Genomic DNA, 16,249 nt, shown 5'->3' on the forward strand with positions numbered 1-16,249 from the left:
TTGGCGCATTGTTAAACGCGTGGGTCGCGTGGCTGTAATTTGTAACGGATTGGATACCAAGTAGGGCGGGGCGTGCCGTGATCGAGCGCACGGTTTTGGAGAGGAGTGCTGCAAATGTGGGAGGGGGCTTGCTCCCGATTGGGTGTATCAGTACCAGATATTCTGACTGACACACTGCTATCGGGAGCAAGTCGAATCGTCGCACCGCCCCTCCCACATTGGTGTGGTGGTGTTCTTAAGCCTTGAGAGTTTTCACACCTTCGGAGGTACCCAGCAGCAACACATCCGCCGGGCGCGCAGCGAACAGGCCGTTGGTGACCACGCCCACAATGGCGTTGATCTGCGTCTCCAGCTCCACCGGGTTGGTGATCTGCATATTGAACACGTCAATGATGATGTTGCCGTTGTCGGTCAACACACCTTCGCGGTACACCGGGTCGCCGCCCAGTTTCACCAGCTCGCGGGCCACGTGGCTGCGGGCCATGGGGATGACTTCCACCGGCAGCGGGAATGCACCGAGTACCGGCACCAGCTTGCTGGCATCGGCGATGCAGATGAAGGTCTTGGCCACGGCTGCGACGATCTTCTCGCGGGTCAGGGCCGCGCCGCCGCCTTTGATCAGGTTCAGGTGTTCGTCGCTTTCATCGGCGCCATCGACGTAGAACTCCAGGTCGCTCACGGTGTTGAGCTCGTACACTGGAATGCCATGGCCTTTAAGGCGGGCGGCGGTGGCTTCGGAGCTGGCCACTGCGCCGTCGAACGCGCCCTTATGCTGGGCCAGTGCGTCGATAAAGCAGTTGGCGGTGGAACCGGTGCCGACGCCGACGATGCTCTTGTCGTCGAGTTTAGGAAGGATTAAATCGACAGCGGCCTGGGCCACTGCCTGTTTGAGTTGATCCTGGGTCATGCGGGCTCCGGAACGGGCGGGGAGTTATCGAGGGCGGCGAGTATAACCCAACAAAACCTCGGGATTCGTGTGGTCGCCCGGCCAAACGCTGGGTTAGACTCCTTGGCCCTGCCCAACCCGTGAAGTAGATGCCTGCCGATGCTTGAACACTACGTCAAAAAAATCCTCACCTCGCGCGTTTACGACGTTGCCGTGGAAACCCCCTTGCAGACTGCCCGCCAGCTCTCCGAGCGGCTGGGTAACAAGATTTGGCTCAAGCGCGAAGACTTGCAGCCGGTGTTCTCGTTCAAGATTCGTGGCGCCTACAACAAGCTGACCCAGTTGACCGCTGAAGAGCGTGCGCGTGGCGTGGTGACGGCTTCGGCGGGCAACCATGCCCAGGGCCTGGCGCTGGCGGCCAAGGTGTTGGGGGTCAAGGCCACTATCGTGATGCCTAAGACTACCCCGGAGATCAAGATCGAAGGCGTGCGCTCCCGTGGCGGCAAGGTGGTGTTGCACGGTGATACCTTCCCGGAAGCGCTGGCCTACTCGCTCAAGCTGGTCGACGAAAAAGGCTACGTCTACATTCACCCCTACGATGATCCGCACACCATTGCCGGGCAGGGCACCGTGGCGATGGAAATCCTGCGCCAGCACCCTGGGCCGCTGGACGCGATTTTCGTACCGGTGGGCGGCGGCGGCCTGATCGCCGGCATCGCCGCGTATGTGAAGTACCTGCGCCCGGAGATCAAGATCATCGGCGTCGAGCCAGACGACTCCAACTGCCTGCAAGCCGCCATGGCCGCGGGCGAGCGTGTGGTATTGCCGACCGTCGGGATCTTCGCCGATGGCGTGGCGGTGGCGCAGATCGGCCAGCACACCTTCGACATCTGCAAGGACTATGTGGATGAGGTGATCACCGTCAGCACCGACGAAATCTGCGCGGCGATCAAGGACATCTACGACGACACCCGCTCTATCACTGAGCCGGCAGGCGCGTTGGGCGTGGCCGGGATCAAGAAGTACGTCGAGACCCATGGCGTCAGCGGCCAGACCTTTGTCGCCATCGACTCCGGGGCCAACGTCAACTTCGACCGCCTGCGCCATGTGGCCGAGCGTGCCGAGCTGGGTGAAGGCCGCGAAGCGATTATCGCCGTGACCATTCCCGAGCAGCCAGGCAGCTTCAAGGCGTTCTGCGAAGCTGTGGGCAAGCGCCAGATCACCGAATTCAATTACCGCTACCACTCTGGCAGTGAGGCGCACATCTTCGTTGGCGTGCAGACCCACCCGGAAAACGACCCACGCAGTGCCTTGATCGCCAGCCTGACCCGCCAGGGTTTCCCGGTGCTGGACCTGACCGAGAACGAACTGGCCAAGTTGCACATTCGCCATATGGTCGGCGGGCATGCGGCCAAAGTCAGCGACGAGCTGGTATTTCGCTTCGAATTCCCGGAGCGTCCGGGGGCGTTGTTCAACTTCCTCCACAAGCTGGGCGGGCGCTGGAACATTTCGATGTTCCACTATCGCAACCACGGCGCGGCCGACGGGCGCGTAGTGGCAGGCCTGCAAGTGCCGGCGGATGAGCGCCACCTGGTACCGGCGGCCCTGGCGCAAATCGGCTATCCATACTGGGATGAAAGCGAAAACCCGGCTTACCAGTTGTTCCTCGGTTGAGCGACTACGCTGACTGAGCGGCCTTTTAAGGAATCGAAACCATGGAAACGCTGACCACCCTCAAGGTTATCCACATCACCGCCACCGTGTTGCTGCTGCTCAGCGGCTTCGGCCTGGCCGTACTGGCCTGGCGTAAGCGCAGCGCCGGCCCGGCGGTTACGGTGCAACGCCCGTGGGCATTTGTCTGGCTGCTGATGGGCGTTTGCCTGGTCAGCATGCCGTTCACCGGTTGGTGGCTGGTGCACCTGCTCGGCTGGCCATTGGGGCAAACCTGGATCCTGGGTTCCAGCATCCTCTACACCGTGGCGGCGCTGGCGTGGTTCTGGCTGGTGGCGCGGCTTAATCGCCTGCGTAAGGGCGAGGGCGGTAGCCTGAATTTCACCTTGGTGTTGGCGGTGGTCAGTCTGGTGGGGTTTGTGGCGATTGCCGGGCTCATGGGTGCCAAGCCGGTATAAGGCTTGAGACCGAGTTGCCTGCATCGGGAGCAAGCCCCCTCCCACATTTGCCCGCGTACATCCCTTGGAGTGCGGTCTAGTGTGGGAGGGGGCTTGCTCCCGATAGGGCCATCAGCTACGCAGCGTAATCACCGGCCATCCGCGCTTCTGGGCCTCAGCCCGCAAATTCGGATCCGGATCCACCGCCACCGGATGCGCCACCTGCTCCAGCAACGGCAAATCATTCATCGAATCGCTATAGAAGTAGCTGTCTTCCAGGCTGTACCCAGTCTCTTCCAGCCAACGGTTCAAGCGCGTCACCTTGCCTTCGCGAAAGCACGGCACATCGGTGCTGCGCCCGGTATAGCGGCCGTCCAGCATTTCGCATTCGGTGGCGATCAGGGTCTCCACGCCCAACCGTGCGGCAATCGGCGCGGTGACGAAGCGGTTGGTCGCGGTGATGATCACCAGCGTGTCGCCGGCGGCGCGGTGCCTGGCCAGCAGTTCCACTGCTTGCGGCAGCATCAGCGGTTCGATGCAGTCGCGCATGAAGTCTCGGTGCCATTCGTCCAACTGGGCCATCTCGGTGCGGCCGAGGATTTCCAGGCTGAAGTTCAAGTAGGCGGCGTTGTCGAGCTTACCGGCCAGGTAATCCTGGTAGAACTCGTCGTTGCGGGCCTTGTAGGCTACCGGGTCGAGAATCCCGCGTTCACACAGGTAATCGCCCCAGGCGTGATCGCTGTCACCGCCCAGGAGCGTGTTGTCCAAGTCGAATAAAGCCAGGCGCATTGCAGTTACTCGCTGAAAAGTCTGTAAAAAGGCGTCCAGAATACGGTCTTTTCACAAGAGTGCACATAAGGTAAGAAGCCTCGTTGCCGCTGGAACAACCTTTGTGGAACAATGCGGTGACATGCGTTTGCGAGGTTGTTGCCGTGATCGACCCCGATGGTTTCCGTCCTAATGTCGGGATTATTCTTACGAATGATGCCGGACAGGTGCTATGGGCTCGCCGAATCAACCAAGATGCTTGGCAGTTTCCTCAAGGTGGAATCAACCCCGACGAAACCCCTGAAGACGCCTTGTACCGTGAGTTGAACGAAGAAGTCGGCCTTGAGCGTGAAGATGTGCAAATTCTGGCCTGTACCCGTGGCTGGTTGCGCTATCGTTTGCCGCAACGTTTGGTGCGTACCCACAGCCAACCGCTGTGCATCGGCCAGAAGCAGAAATGGTTTCTTTTGCGCCTGATCTCCAATGAGCAGCGGGTGCGGATGGATTTGACCGGTAAACCGGAGTTCGATGGCTGGCGCTGGGTCAGCTATTGGTACCCGTTGGGCCAGGTGGTGACATTCAAGCGCGAGGTTTATCGTCGCGCTCTCAAAGAGCTTGCCCCGCGCCTTTTAGCGCGCGACTGACGACGGAGTTCGACCCCGAGCCATGCTCAATACGCTGCGCAAGATCGTCCAGGAAGTTAACTCCGCCAAGGATCTCAAGGCGGCGTTGGGGATTATTGTGTTGCGCGTCAAGGAAGCCATGGGCAGCCAGGTCTGCTCGGTTTACCTGCTGGACCCCGAGACCAACCGTTTTGTGCTGATGGCCACGGAGGGCTTGAACAAGCGCTCCATCGGCAAGGTCAGCATGGCGCCCAATGAAGGTCTGGTGGGCCTGGTGGGGGCGCGTGAAGAACCCCTGAACCTCGAACATGCGGCCGACCACCCGCGTTATCGCTACTTTGCTGAAACCGGTGAAGAGCGCTACGCCTCGTTCCTTGGCGCGCCGATCATTCACCACCGCCGCGTTGTCGGCGTGTTGGTCATCCAGCAAAAAGAACGCCGCCAGTTCGACGAAGGTGAAGAAGCCTTCCTCGTGACCATGAGCGCGCAGCTTGCCGGGGTTATCGCCCACGCCGAAGCGACGGGCTCGATTCGCGGCCTGGGGCGCCAGGGCAAGGGCATCCAGGAAGCCAAGTTCGTCGGCGTGCCGGGTTCTCCGGGCGCGGCGGTCGGTACCGCGGTGGTCATGCTGCCCCCGGCTGATCTGGACGTGGTGCCGGACAAGTCCGTCGACGACATCGACGCTGAAATCAAACTGTTCAAGACCGCCCTTGAAGGCGTGCGCGCCGACATGCGCAACCTGTCGACCAAGCTGGCCACCCAGTTGCGCCCCGAAGAACGGGCGCTGTTCGACGTGTACCAGATGATGCTCGACGACGCGTCCCTGGGCAACGAAGTCAAGACCGTGATCAAGACCGGCCAGTGGGCCCAGGGCGCGTTGCGCCAGGTGGTCACCGATCACGTCAACCGCTTCGAAATGATGGATGACGCCTACCTTCGTGAGCGCGCCTCGGATGTGCGCGACCTCGGTCGCCGTCTGCTGGCGTACCTGCAGGAAGACCGCAGCACCAACATGGTCTTCCCCGCTAACACCATCCTGGTCAGTGAAGAATTGACGGCCACCCAGCTCGGCGAAGTGCCTGAGGGCAAGCTGGTGGGCCTGGTCTCGGTATTGGGCTCGGGTAACTCCCACGTCGCGATCCTGGCCCGGGCCATGGGTATCCCGACGGTGATGGGCCTGGTGGACCTGCCGTACTCGAAGGTCGATGGCATCGACATGATCGTCGATGGGCATCGCGGCGAGGTTTTCACCAACCCCAGCGACGTGCTGCGCAAGCAATATGCCGAAGTGGTGGAAGAAGAGAAGCAACTGGCACAGGGCCTCGATTCGTTGCGCGAGCTGCCCTGCATAACGCTCGACGGCCACCGTGTTCCGTTGCTGGTCAACACTGGCCTGCTGGCGGATGTAGCGCGTGCGCAGCAACGTGGCGCTGAAGGGGTGGGGCTGTATCGCACCGAAGTGCCGTTCATGATCAACCAGCGTTTTCCGAGTGAGAAGGAGCAGCTGGCGATTTATCGCGAGCAATTGCAGGCCTTCCACCCGTTACCGGTGACGATGCGCAGCCTGGATATTGGCGGCGACAAGTCACTGTCGTATTTCCCGATCAAGGAAGACAACCCCTTCCTTGGCTGGCGTGGCATTCGCGTTACCCTCGACCATCCTGAAATTTTCCTTGTCCAGACCCGCGCCATGCTCAAGGCCAGCGAGGGTTTGAACAACCTGCGTATCCTGCTGCCGATGATCTCCGGCACCCATGAGCTTGAAGAAGCCCTGCACCTGATCCACCGCGCCTGGGGCGAAGTCCGCGACGAGGGCGCCGACGTGCCGATGCCGCCGATTGGCGTGATGATCGAAATCCCGGCTGCGGTGTACCAGGCCAAGGAACTGGCGCGTCAAGTGGACTTCCTGTCGGTGGGCTCCAACGACCTGACCCAGTACCTGCTGGCCGTGGACCGCAACAACCCACGGGTGGCCGACCTCTACGACTACCTGCACCCGGCGGTGCTGCAAGCCCTGCAACACGTGGTGCGCGACGCCCATGCCGAAGGCAAGCCGGTGAGCATCTGCGGTGAAATGGCCGGCGACCCGGCGGCGGCGGTGCTGTTGATGGCGATGGGTTTTGACAGCCTGTCGATGAACGCCACTAACTTGCCGAAGGTGAAATGGATGCTGCGCCAGGTTGAATTGAGCATGGCCAAGGATTTGCTGGCCGAGCTGATGACCATCGACAACCCGCAAGTTATCCACAGCTCGCTGCAACTGGCCCTGAAGAACCTGGGGTTGACCCGGATGATCAACCCGGCTTCTGCCAAAACCCTCTAGCGCCTGGCGCCGATCAAAATGTGGGAGCAAGCCCCCTCCCACATTGGTTTTATGGTGGGGTTAAAAATTGAGTTCGACTTCGCCCAACTGGCCGCCATAAGGCCCAAAGCTGCGCTCCACCATCCGCCGCGTGCCATCGGCATTCACAATCAGCGCCGTACTCGCCCGTGTCCCATAGCTGGGGCTGGAAATGAACACGCTCGACAGCAGGCTTTCGGTCGCCAAGCCCACGCCGGTGTCCGGCAGCTCGGCAAACGGCGCCGTTTTCGGATCGCTCAAAACCCCCAGCAAGGCTTCCGGCTGTGGGTCTTCCAATAACTCGCTGAACGCAGCTTTGGCTTTGAGCAACTTCGGCCACGGCGTATCCAGCCCGGCATTGGACAGCCCATAGACTCCCGCTGCCAGCAGTGTCGGCTCGGTGTCATTGGCGTTGTAGTGCCATAGCTCATCCTGCGTGCCTAGCAGCAGGTTAAACCCGGCATATTCAATCGATCGTCCATTAACGTCGGCTAAATAATCGTCAATGGGTAGCGAAACACTGAGAAAGCGCGCCACCAGTTCGCCACGTGACTTGCGTGCCGGTGGCTGGTGCGGGTCGCGAATATTGGTGAGGGCGGCGAAACGCCCCTCGGCACTGACCCCCAGCCAGGTTCCGCCGGCTTCCTGATCGCGGCCGGCGTAGACCTGGGGCGCATCCGCCCACTGGGCCAGCGGCAGGCTGGGGCGGGCGTAGAACTCATCGCGGTTGGCCGCGACGATCAGCGGCTGGGCATGGCCCGGTCGCCAGGCGAAAACAATCAGGCACATCGGGAGACCCCTTGTGTGTTTTTCTCAACTCTACCCACAGAACGGCAGGCGTTCCATCGCAACGAAGTTGGGCCGTGCGCCTTCCATCCGTTAACATGCCGGGCTGTTTGGTGTGTATGTGAACTTCTTAATTTGATATCGGCGCTGTAACGCAGGCTTAATCGCACATCGGCATGGTCCGGTGCGTCATGACTAAATGTTTTAACGAGGAGTCGCAATGCTGCCTTACCCGCAGATCGACCCGGTGGCCCTGGCCATCGGTCCGCTGAAAATCCATTGGTACGGGTTGATGTACCTGATCGGCATCGGCGGTGCCTGGCTGCTGGCTTCCCGGCGCCTGAACCGTTTCGACCCGACCTGGACCAAGGAGAAGCTCTCCGACATGGTGTTCTGGATGTCGATGGGGGTGATCGTCGGTGGGCGCCTGGGGTATGTGCTGTTCTACGATTTGTCGGCCTATATCGCCAACCCGACGTTGATCTTCGAAGTGTGGAAAGGCGGCATGGCCTTCCATGGCGGGTTTGTCGGCGTGATGATCGCCGCGTGGTGGTTTGGCCGCCGCAATGGCAAGTCGTTCTTCCAGCTGATGGACTTCGTCGCACCGTTCGTGCCGATCGGCCTGGGTGCCGGGCGTATCGGTAACTTCATCAACGCCGAGTTGTGGGGCAAGCCGACCGACGTGCCATGGGCCATGGTGTTCCCGCCGTTCAGCGACCCGGCGCAATTGCCGCGCCACCCGTCGCAGCTGTATCAGTTCGCGTTGGAAGGCGTGGCACTGTTCCTTATCCTCTACATCTTCTCGCGCAAGCCACGCCCAACCATGGCCGTGTCGGGCATGTTCGCGCTGTTCTACGGGATTTTCCGCTTTATCGTCGAGTTTGTACGGGTGCCGGATGCGCAGTTGGGCTACCTGGCGTGGGGCTGGCTGACCATGGGTCAAGTCCTCAGCCTGCCGATGATCCTGGCGGGCCTGGGCATGCTGTGGTGGGCGTACAATCGCCCGCAACCGCTGAAGAACGCCGCGCTTTAAATTCGAATGCCGCGGCCCGGGTTTGAAGGGCCGCAGCTTCAACGATACGGGTAACTACATGAAGCAATATCTCGAACTGCTGCACGACGTCGTGACCAATGGCCTGACCAAGGGCGACCGCACCGGCACCGGCACCAAGGCCGTGTTCGCCCGTCAGTATCGGCATAACCTGGCCGACGGCTTCCCGCTGCTGACCACCAAGAAGCTGCACTTCAAAAGCATCGCCAACGAGCTGATCTGGATGTTGAGTGGTAACACCAACATCAAGTGGCTCAATGAAAACGGTGTGAAAATCTGGGACGAATGGGCCACCGAAGACGGTGACCTCGGCCCGGTGTACGGCGAGCAGTGGACAGCCTGGCCCACCAAGGACGGCGGCACGATCAACCAGATCGACTACATGGTGCACACGCTCAAGACCAACCCCAACAGCCGTCGCATCCTGTTCCACGGCTGGAACGTCGAATACTTGCCGGACGAAACCAAGAGCCCACAGGAAAACGCGCGCAACGGCAAGCAAGCCCTGCCGCCGTGCCACCTGTTGTACCAGGCGTTCGTGCATGACGGTCATCTGTCGATGCAGCTGTATATCCGCAGCTCCGACGTGTTCCTGGGCCTGCCGTACAACACCGCCGCGCTGGCGTTGCTGACCCATATGCTGGCCCAGCAATGTGACCTGATCCCCCACGAGATCATCGTCACCACGGGCGATACCCACGCCTACAGCAACCACATGGAACAGATCCAGACCCAGCTGGCGCGCACGCCGAAAAAACTGCCGGAACTGGTGATCAAGCGCAAGCCTGCGTCGATCTACGACTACAAGTTCGAAGACTTCGAGATCGTAGGCTATGAGGCCGACCCAAGTATCAAGGCCGATGTCGCTATCTAAAATCTGACGCTATCCAATGTGGGAGCAAGCCCCCTCCCACATTGGTTCAGTGTTCACTTGAGTTCAATGGCCGTGGCTTCTGCCCACATGTGAAGGCTCAGCCTCACTGGCCGCAATCCCACCGCTGACTTCCAACTGCTGCAAGATCCCGCACTGCTCCCCACCGCCGCAGCGTTGACGCAGGTCCAGCAACTGCTCCTGCAAGGCCAACAACCCATCGATCCGCGCTTTCACATGGTGGATATGTTCGTCGATCAACGCATTCACGCTTTCGCACTGGTCCTGGGGGCTATCGCGCAGCCCCAGCAGGCTGCGGATTTCCTCGAGGGTCATGTCCAGGCTGCGGCAATTGCGGATGAAGGTCAGCCGTTCGGTGTGGGCCTGGGTGTACACCCGGTAGTTGCCGTCGGTGCGCGCAGGTGGCGGCAGCAGGCATTCCTTCTCGTAATAACGGATGGTTTCCACCGGGCAGTCGGTGAGTTTGGCCAGTTCGCCGATCTTCATCGCAGCAATCTCCAAATGGGTGCTTGACCCTATAGTGGCTACAGGGTCTTTACTTGGCAACAGGCACCTTTACGGACGCGACCTGATGAGCCACTCCATTCACACCCCGCACAAGCACGATCATGATCACGACCATGCTCATGACCACGGCCATAAGCACGACCATGATCACGATCACAAGCATGATCATGCCCCGGCAAAACTCACTCCTGTGGATAGCCACGCCCACGCGGGCTCCTGCTGCGCCGGCGCTGCCGGGCCTGCGATAGTGACCCTGAGCGAGGCGCCCACCGCCGGCTCGCGCCTGAGCACCTTCCGCATTGAAGCCATGGACTGCCCCACCGAGCAGACGCTGATCCAGAACAAACTGGGCAAGCTCGCCGGCGTGCAGCAACTGGAATTCAACCTGATCAACCGCGTCCTCGGCGTCACCCACGACCTGCCGAGCACGGCGCCGATCATCGAGGCGATCAAGTCCATCGGCATGCAGGCCGACCCTATCGAGGAAGGCAGCCCCGCCGCCGCACCGCCCGCGAAGAAGCATTGGTGGCCGTTGGCACTTTCGGGCGTGGGCGCCTTGGGTGCCGAAGTGCTGCACTTCACCGGCGTGGCACCGACCTGGGTGATCGCGCTGGTGGCGCTGGTGTCGATCCTCAGCGGCGGTCTCACCACCTACAAAAAGGGCTGGATTGCCCTGAAAAACTTCAACCTGAACATCAATGCGCTGATGAGCATCGCGGTGACCGGTGCCATCCTGATCGGCCAGTGGCCGGAAGCGGCGATGGTGATGTTCCTGTTCACCGTGGCCGAGTTGATCGAAGCCAAGTCCCTGGACCGGGCGCGCAATGCGATCAGCGGCTTGATGCAGATGACCCCGGAACAGGCCACGGTGAAACAGGCCGACGGATCCTGGATGGAACAAGAGGTCAAAAGCATTGATCTTGGCGCGATCGTTCGGGTAAAGCCCGGCGAGCGCATCGGCCTGGACGGTGAAGTGACTTCTGGTCAATCCACCATCGATCAGGCGCCCATCACCGGGGAAAGCCTGCCGATTGAAAAGACCGTCGGCGATAAAGTCTTCGCCGGCACTATCAACCAGGCGGGTTCCCTGGAGTACAAGGTCACTGCGGCGGCCAACAATTCGACCCTGGCGCGGATCATCCACGCCGTGGAGCAGGCTCAAGGGGCACGGGCGCCGACCCAGCGGTTTGTTGACAGTTTCTCGAAGGTCTATACCCCGGCAGTCTTCCTGTTTGCCTTGGGCGTGGCCGTGATTCCGCCGCTGTTCATGGCGGGTGTTTGGTTCGACTGGATCTATCGTGCCCTCGTGCTGCTGGTAGTGGCTTGCCCCTGCGCCTTGGTGATCTCTACGCCGGTGACCATCGTCAGCGGTCTGGCGGCGGCGGCGCGTAAAGGCATCCTGATCAAGGGCGGCGTGTACCTGGAGGGTGGTTACAAACTCGACTACCTGGCCCTCGACAAGACCGGCACCATCACCCACGGCAAGCCGGTGCAAACCGATTACCTGCCACTGTTCCCCAATATCGAAGACAGCGCCCCGGCGTTGGCCGCCAGTCTGGCCGGTCGTTCGGACCACCCGGTATCTCTGGCGATCGCCAGCGCGGCTGTGGATAAAAACCTGCCGATTCACGCTGTGGATAACTTCGAAGCCCTGGCCGGGCGCGGTGTGCGTGGTGATATCAACGGCCAGACCTATCACCTGGGTAACCACCGCTTGGTGGAAGACCTCGGCCTGTGCTCGCCAGCCCTGGAAGAAAAACTCTTCGCCCTGGAAAAACAAGGCAAATCCGTGGTGCTGCTACTGGACACTTCCGGCCCGCTGGCGCTGTTTGCCGTGGCCGACACCGTCAAGGACAGCAGCCGCGAAGCCATTCAGCAACTGCATGACCTGGGCATCAAGACCCTGATGCTCACCGGCGACAACACCCACACCGCCCAGGCGATTGCCAGCCAGGTCGGCATCGACCAGGCCCAGGGCGACTTGTTGCCCACCGACAAACTGCAAGCCATCGAAACCCTCTACGGCCAAGGCCATCGGGTGGGCATGGTCGGCGATGGCATCAACGATGCTCCAGCCCTGGCGCGGGCCGAGATCGGCTTTGCCATGGCGGCGGCGGGTACTGACACGGCTATCGAGACCGCCGACGTAGCGCTGATGGACGATGATTTGCGCAAGATTCCGGCTTTCATTCGGCTGTCGCGGCAAACGTCGAGTATCCTCAAGCAGAACATCGCCCTGGCGCTGGTGATCAAGGCGATCTTCCTGGCGGTCACGTTCATGGGCATGGCCACGATGTGGATGGCGGTCTTTGCCGACATGGGCGTGAGCCTGCTGGTGGTGTTCAATGGCCTGCGCCTGTTGCGCAAATAGAGGATGAGAGGGTGGTGTGCTGAGTGCTGAGTTAAAGGCGTTTTTCATGGTCGCCCGCCTGGGCAGCATTACCCAGGCGGCGAAAAAACTCGGCCTCAGCCAGCCCACCGTGACTACCCAGATCCGTAACCTGGAAAGCCAGTACGGCGTTGAGTTGTTCTATCGGGGCGGTCGCCGCCTCACCGTCAGCGATGAAGGTGCGCGGCTGCTGCCGATGGTCAAGGCGCTGTTGCAGCAGGAAGCGGATATCGAGTTTTTCCTGCGCAACAACGGCCAGGTCCAGGGGGCGCTGCGGATTGCCGCGACGGCGCCGTATTACATCCTCGATCTGGTCAAAGCCTTTCGTGAGCGCTTGCCACAAGTGGAAGTCTCGGTGGAAATCGGCAACTCCCAGCAGGTGCTCGAGGCGCTGGATGATTACCGCGTCGATGTCGCCGCCTCTTCGCAATTACTGGAAGACCCCCGCCTGATCCGCCGCGTGCTGGGTACCGACCCGTTGGTGCTGGCGGTGCATCGCAATCACCCGTTGGCCAAGCTCGATCATGTGCCGTTGAGCGCGCTGGCCGGGCATACGCTGCTGATGCGCGAGGCGGGCTCCACTACCCGAAGGCTGACTGAAGAGATGTTGCGGGGCGCCGGCGTGGGTTATGGGCCGTTGCTGGAGATCGGTAGCCGTGAGTCGATTCGTGAGGCGGTGCTGCGCAATATCGGCATCAGCATCATCGCCCGCCAGGAAGTGCCCCATGACCCGCAGTTGCGGGTGCTGACTATCGAAAATGCGCCGCAGATTCCGGAGTATCTGTATTGCCTCAAGGAGCGAAAAGGTGCGCGGTTGCCGGCGGCGTTTTTAGGGTTGGCGCAGGAAATGTCACCAATCTAAGTTCTGTGGCTGGCTTGAGGGCCAATCGGGAGCAAGCCCCCTCCCACATTTTGACCGCATTCTCATGTTGGAACCCGGCCAACTGTGGGAGGGGGCTTGCTCCCGATAGCGATAGGCCTGGCGACTCATCTCCATGAGTCCTACACAAATCTACCAATACCACTATCACCCCATTTTGCCTTTCTGCCACAACACCTACGCATTGCCTGCCTAGCATGGCCTTCATCAGTTAGATGAGGTGCCTTGCATGAACACAGTCCTGACCCAACCCGGCGCGCCCATGAAGGTGCGCGGGGTCCAGAAACGCTTTGGCGCCTTCACCGCGCTGGATAACGTGTCCCTGGACGTCGCCGCCGGCGAACTGGTGTGTCTGCTCGGCCCCTCCGGCTGCGGCAAGACCACGCTGCTGCGCTGCATCGCCGGGCTGGAACGCCAGGACAGCGGTGAGCTTTACCTGGGCGAGCGTGATGTTTCCCTGCTGCCACCCCAGGCGCGGGACTACGGCATCCTGTTCCAGTCCTACGCGCTGTTCCCCAATCTCACCGTGGAAGCGAATATCGGCTATGGCCTCACCGGCAGCGGCCGCGATGAAGTACGCAAGCGTGTTGGGCAGATGCTTGAACTGGTCGGCCTGGTCGGCAGCGAAAAGAAATACCCCGGCCAACTCTCCGGCGGCCAACAACAACGGGTCGCCCTGGCCCGTGCACTGGCGCCAGCGCCTTCGTTGTTGCTGCTGGATGAACCGATGTCGGCCCTCGATGCCCGGGTGCGTGAGCATTTGTGCACCGAGCTGCGCCAGCTGCAACGGCGCCTGGGTATCACCACCTTGATGGTGACCCACAACCAGGACGAAGCCATGTTGATGGCCGACCGTATTGCCGTGATGAACAACGGCAAGGTCGAGCAGTACGCCACGCCCCAGGAAATCTACGACCGCCCGGCCACGCCGTTCGTGGCGGAGTTTGTCGGCCAGGGCAATTGGCTGCCGTTCAGCCGCAACAGTGCCAGCCATGCCCAGGTCGGCGGGATGAATATGCGCCTGGCCGACGATGCGGGCGTGGCCAAGTCCGGCCGCCTGTTCTGCCGCCCGGAAGCCATCAGCGTCAACCCGCCGGTGCATGAAGAAAACCTGTTCCCGGCCAAGGTTCGCGAGATCACCTTTCTCGGTAACCGCTGCCGCATGAGCTTTGAACTGGAGCAATTGCCGGGTCATCCGTTACTGGCCGAGCTGGCTCCCGAAGCCATGCCGCGCCTGGGCGCCCAGGATATCTGGGTAGCGTTACCGCCGCGCAGCCTGCAGGTGTTTGCCTGAGATGGCCGCTGTCATGACACTGCCGGTAGCGCGTCAGGTGTCCCGCGCCGAATGGGGCGACCGTATCTTCGTAGTCGGCGGCAAATGGCTCTGGCTGGGCCTGTTGGTGGTGGCGGTCTTGCTGCCGCTGCTGGCGATCTTCTGGCGCGGCTTCAGCAGCGAAGCCGGGCAGGGTGGTGGCCTGGTGGCTGCGCGAGAATTGGTCACCAGCGCCAACTTTCACTGGTTGCTGGGCAATAGCCTGAAAGTTTCCCTCAGCGTGGCGGCCATCGTCGTACCGCTGGCCTATCTGTTTGCCTACGCGCTGCAACGCACGCTGATTCCCGGCAAAGCTGTCTGGCGTGGCCTGTCGTTGCTGCCGTTGATGGCGCCGTCGATGCTGCCGGGCATTGCGCTGGTCTACCTGTTCGGCAACCAGGGCATGCTGCGCGGCTTGCTCTCGGACAATATCTACGGCTTCTGGGGCATTGTGCTCGGCGAAGTGATCTACACCTTTCCCCATGCGTTGATGATCCTGCTGTCGGCGTTGTCCCTGGCGGATGCACGCTTGTTCGACGCCGCTTCGAGCATGGGCGCCAGCCCGGCCCGGGCGTTTCGCAGCATTACCTGGCCGGCCACGCGCCAGGCGGTGTTCGCCGCGTTCTGCCTGGTGTTCACCCTGACCATCACCGACTTTGGTGTGCCGGTGGTGGTGGGCGGCGATTACCAGGTGCTGGCGCTGGAAGCCTACAAGGCGGTGGTCGGCCAGCAACAGTTCGGGCGCGGTGCGTTGATCGGCATGGTGTTGCTGCTGCCGGCGCTGTTCAGCTTCGGTGTGGATGCCTGGTTGCGCCGTCGGCAGGGTGACGCCATGAGCGGTCGCGCCCAAGTGTTCCAGCCGGTACCGTCGCGGCTGCGCGATGGCTGCTACCTGGCCATCGTGCTGCTGGTCTGTGCGGTGTTGCTGCTGGTGTTCGGCATGGCGGTGTACTCCTCGCTGGTGAAATTCTGGCCGTACAACCTGTCGCTGTCGCTCAACCACTACCAGTTTGAAGACACCGCCGGCGGCGGCTGGCTGGCCTATCGCAACAGCCTGACCATGGCGCTGTGCACGGCGTTGATCGGCAGCGTGCTGATCTTCACCGGCGCCTACCTGATGGAAAAGACCAAGGGCCAGAAAGGCCTGAACCTGGCGTTGCGTATGCTCAGCTTCGTGCCGATGGCGGTGCCGGGTCTGGTGCTGGGCCTGGGCTACGTGTTCTTTTTCAATCTCAACGGCAACCCGTTGCATGTGTTCTACGGGAGCATGGCGTTGCTGGTGGTGTGCACCATTGCGCACTACCTGACCACCGCACAGATGACCGCCACCACCGCCCTGCGCCAGCTGGACGCCGAGTTCGAAGCCGCCGCGTTGTCGCTCAAGGCGCCGCTGTACCGCCACTACCTGCGCGTTACGGTGCCGATCTGCCTGCCGGCGCTGCTGGATATCCTGCGCTATCTGTTTGTGTCGGCGATGACCACCGTGTCAGCCGCGATCTTCCTCTACAGCCCCGACACCATCCTCGCCGCCGTCGCCGTGTTGAACATGGACGACGCCGGCAATGTGGGCGGCGCCGCGGCCATGTCGACCTTGATCCTGTTCACTTCGGCCGGCGTCTCGCTGTTGCTGGCGTGGGCTTCACGTGGCGCGCTGCGTCGCTCCCAAGCCTGGCGCCAGACCGCGCCCGGCCAATAAACATCCTGAA

At 61.5% G+C, this 16,249-nt stretch carries 14 protein-coding genes; 10 read left to right on the plus strand and 4 right to left on the minus strand.

All coding sequences use genetic code 11. From position 1 onward, the window contains the following. Positions 1-235: 235 nt before the first annotated feature. Complete coding sequence (gene rpiA / locus FRT59_RS12540; protein WP_005792336.1) at positions 236-907, minus strand: ribose-5-phosphate isomerase RpiA; 672 nt, start codon at positions 905-907, stop codon at positions 236-238. 138 nt (positions 908-1,045) lie between these two features. Here rpiA and ilvA point away from each other — a divergent pair, with 138 nt between their 5' ends. Both ilvA and FRT59_RS12550 read left to right on the plus strand, forming a co-directional pair. Further along, on the plus strand, positions 1,046-2,560 hold the full coding sequence (gene ilvA, locus FRT59_RS12545; protein ID WP_153837421.1) for a threonine ammonia-lyase, biosynthetic: 1,515 nt from the start codon (positions 1,046-1,048) through the stop codon (positions 2,558-2,560). A gap of 41 nt (positions 2,561-2,601) precedes the next feature. Then, on the plus strand, positions 2,602-3,015 hold the full coding sequence (locus FRT59_RS12550) for a DUF2269 family protein (protein WP_153871343.1): 414 nt from the start codon (positions 2,602-2,604) through the stop codon (positions 3,013-3,015). A 111-nt stretch (positions 3,016-3,126) separates the two neighbouring features. Here the strand turns inward: FRT59_RS12550 and FRT59_RS12555 are convergent, their stop codons facing one another. Continuing rightward, on the minus strand, positions 3,127-3,783 hold the full coding sequence (locus FRT59_RS12555; protein WP_153837423.1) for a histidinol-phosphatase: 657 nt from the start codon (positions 3,781-3,783) through the stop codon (positions 3,127-3,129). 143 nt (positions 3,784-3,926) lie between these two features. On the opposite strand from FRT59_RS12555, the gene FRT59_RS12560 reads away from it, so the two are divergent. Continuing rightward, positions 3,927-4,406, plus strand: a complete 480-nt coding sequence (locus tag FRT59_RS12560; RefSeq protein WP_003176750.1) for an RNA pyrophosphohydrolase — start codon at positions 3,927-3,929, stop codon at positions 4,404-4,406. Between the two features lie 22 nt (positions 4,407-4,428). Next, on the plus strand, positions 4,429-6,708 hold the full coding sequence (gene ptsP / locus FRT59_RS12565; RefSeq protein ID WP_153871344.1) for a phosphoenolpyruvate--protein phosphotransferase: 2,280 nt from the start codon (positions 4,429-4,431) through the stop codon (positions 6,706-6,708). 60 nt (positions 6,709-6,768) lie between these two features. Here the strand turns inward: ptsP and FRT59_RS12570 are convergent, their stop codons facing one another. Then, entirely contained in the window at positions 6,769-7,515 is a 747-nt protein-coding gene (locus FRT59_RS12570; RefSeq protein ID WP_153871345.1) for an NRDE family protein, read from the minus strand. 217 nt (positions 7,516-7,732) lie between these two features. Here FRT59_RS12570 and lgt point away from each other — a divergent pair, with 217 nt between their 5' ends. Next, positions 7,733-8,545, plus strand: a complete 813-nt coding sequence (lgt, locus tag FRT59_RS12575; protein ID WP_153871346.1) for a prolipoprotein diacylglyceryl transferase — start codon at positions 7,733-7,735, stop codon at positions 8,543-8,545. 58 nt (positions 8,546-8,603) lie between these two features. Beyond that, on the plus strand, positions 8,604-9,437 hold the full coding sequence (locus tag FRT59_RS12580) for a thymidylate synthase (RefSeq protein WP_034116689.1): 834 nt from the start codon (positions 8,604-8,606) through the stop codon (positions 9,435-9,437). Between the two features lie 63 nt (positions 9,438-9,500). On the opposite strand, the gene cadR is transcribed toward FRT59_RS12580, so the two are convergent. Then, complete coding sequence (gene cadR / locus FRT59_RS12585; protein WP_153871347.1) at positions 9,501-9,941, minus strand: Cd(II)/Pb(II)-responsive transcriptional regulator; 441 nt, start codon at positions 9,939-9,941, stop codon at positions 9,501-9,503. A gap of 85 nt (positions 9,942-10,026) precedes the next feature. Between cadR and FRT59_RS12590 the strand changes: the two genes are divergently transcribed. The 4 genes from FRT59_RS12590 (at position 10,027) to FRT59_RS12605 (ending at position 16,239) form a co-directional block, all read left to right on the plus strand. Continuing rightward, entirely contained in the window at positions 10,027-12,333 is a 2,307-nt protein-coding gene (locus tag FRT59_RS12590; protein WP_153871348.1) for a heavy metal translocating P-type ATPase, read from the plus strand. Positions 12,334-12,349: 16 nt separating this feature from the next. Further along, positions 12,350-13,213, plus strand: coding sequence for a LysR family transcriptional regulator (locus tag FRT59_RS12595; RefSeq protein ID WP_034116278.1), 864 nt, complete (start codon positions 12,350-12,352; stop codon positions 13,211-13,213). Positions 13,214-13,460: 247 nt separating this feature from the next. Beyond that, a complete protein-coding gene (locus FRT59_RS12600; protein WP_153837428.1) occupies positions 13,461-14,525 on the plus strand; it encodes a putative 2-aminoethylphosphonate ABC transporter ATP-binding protein in 1,065 nt (354 codons plus the stop codon). 1 nt (position 14,526) lies between these two features. Then, positions 14,527-16,239 carry a putative 2-aminoethylphosphonate ABC transporter permease subunit gene (locus FRT59_RS12605; protein WP_153871350.1) on the plus strand — a complete coding sequence of 571 codons (1,713 nt, stop codon included), beginning with the start codon at positions 14,527-14,529 and terminating at the stop codon, positions 16,237-16,239. The last annotated feature ends 10 nt before the right edge of the window (positions 16,240-16,249 follow it).

Source organism: Pseudomonas haemolytica (assembly GCF_009659625.1).
In the GTDB taxonomy this organism is placed as follows: Bacteria; Pseudomonadota; Gammaproteobacteria; order Pseudomonadales; family Pseudomonadaceae; genus Aquipseudomonas; species Aquipseudomonas haemolytica.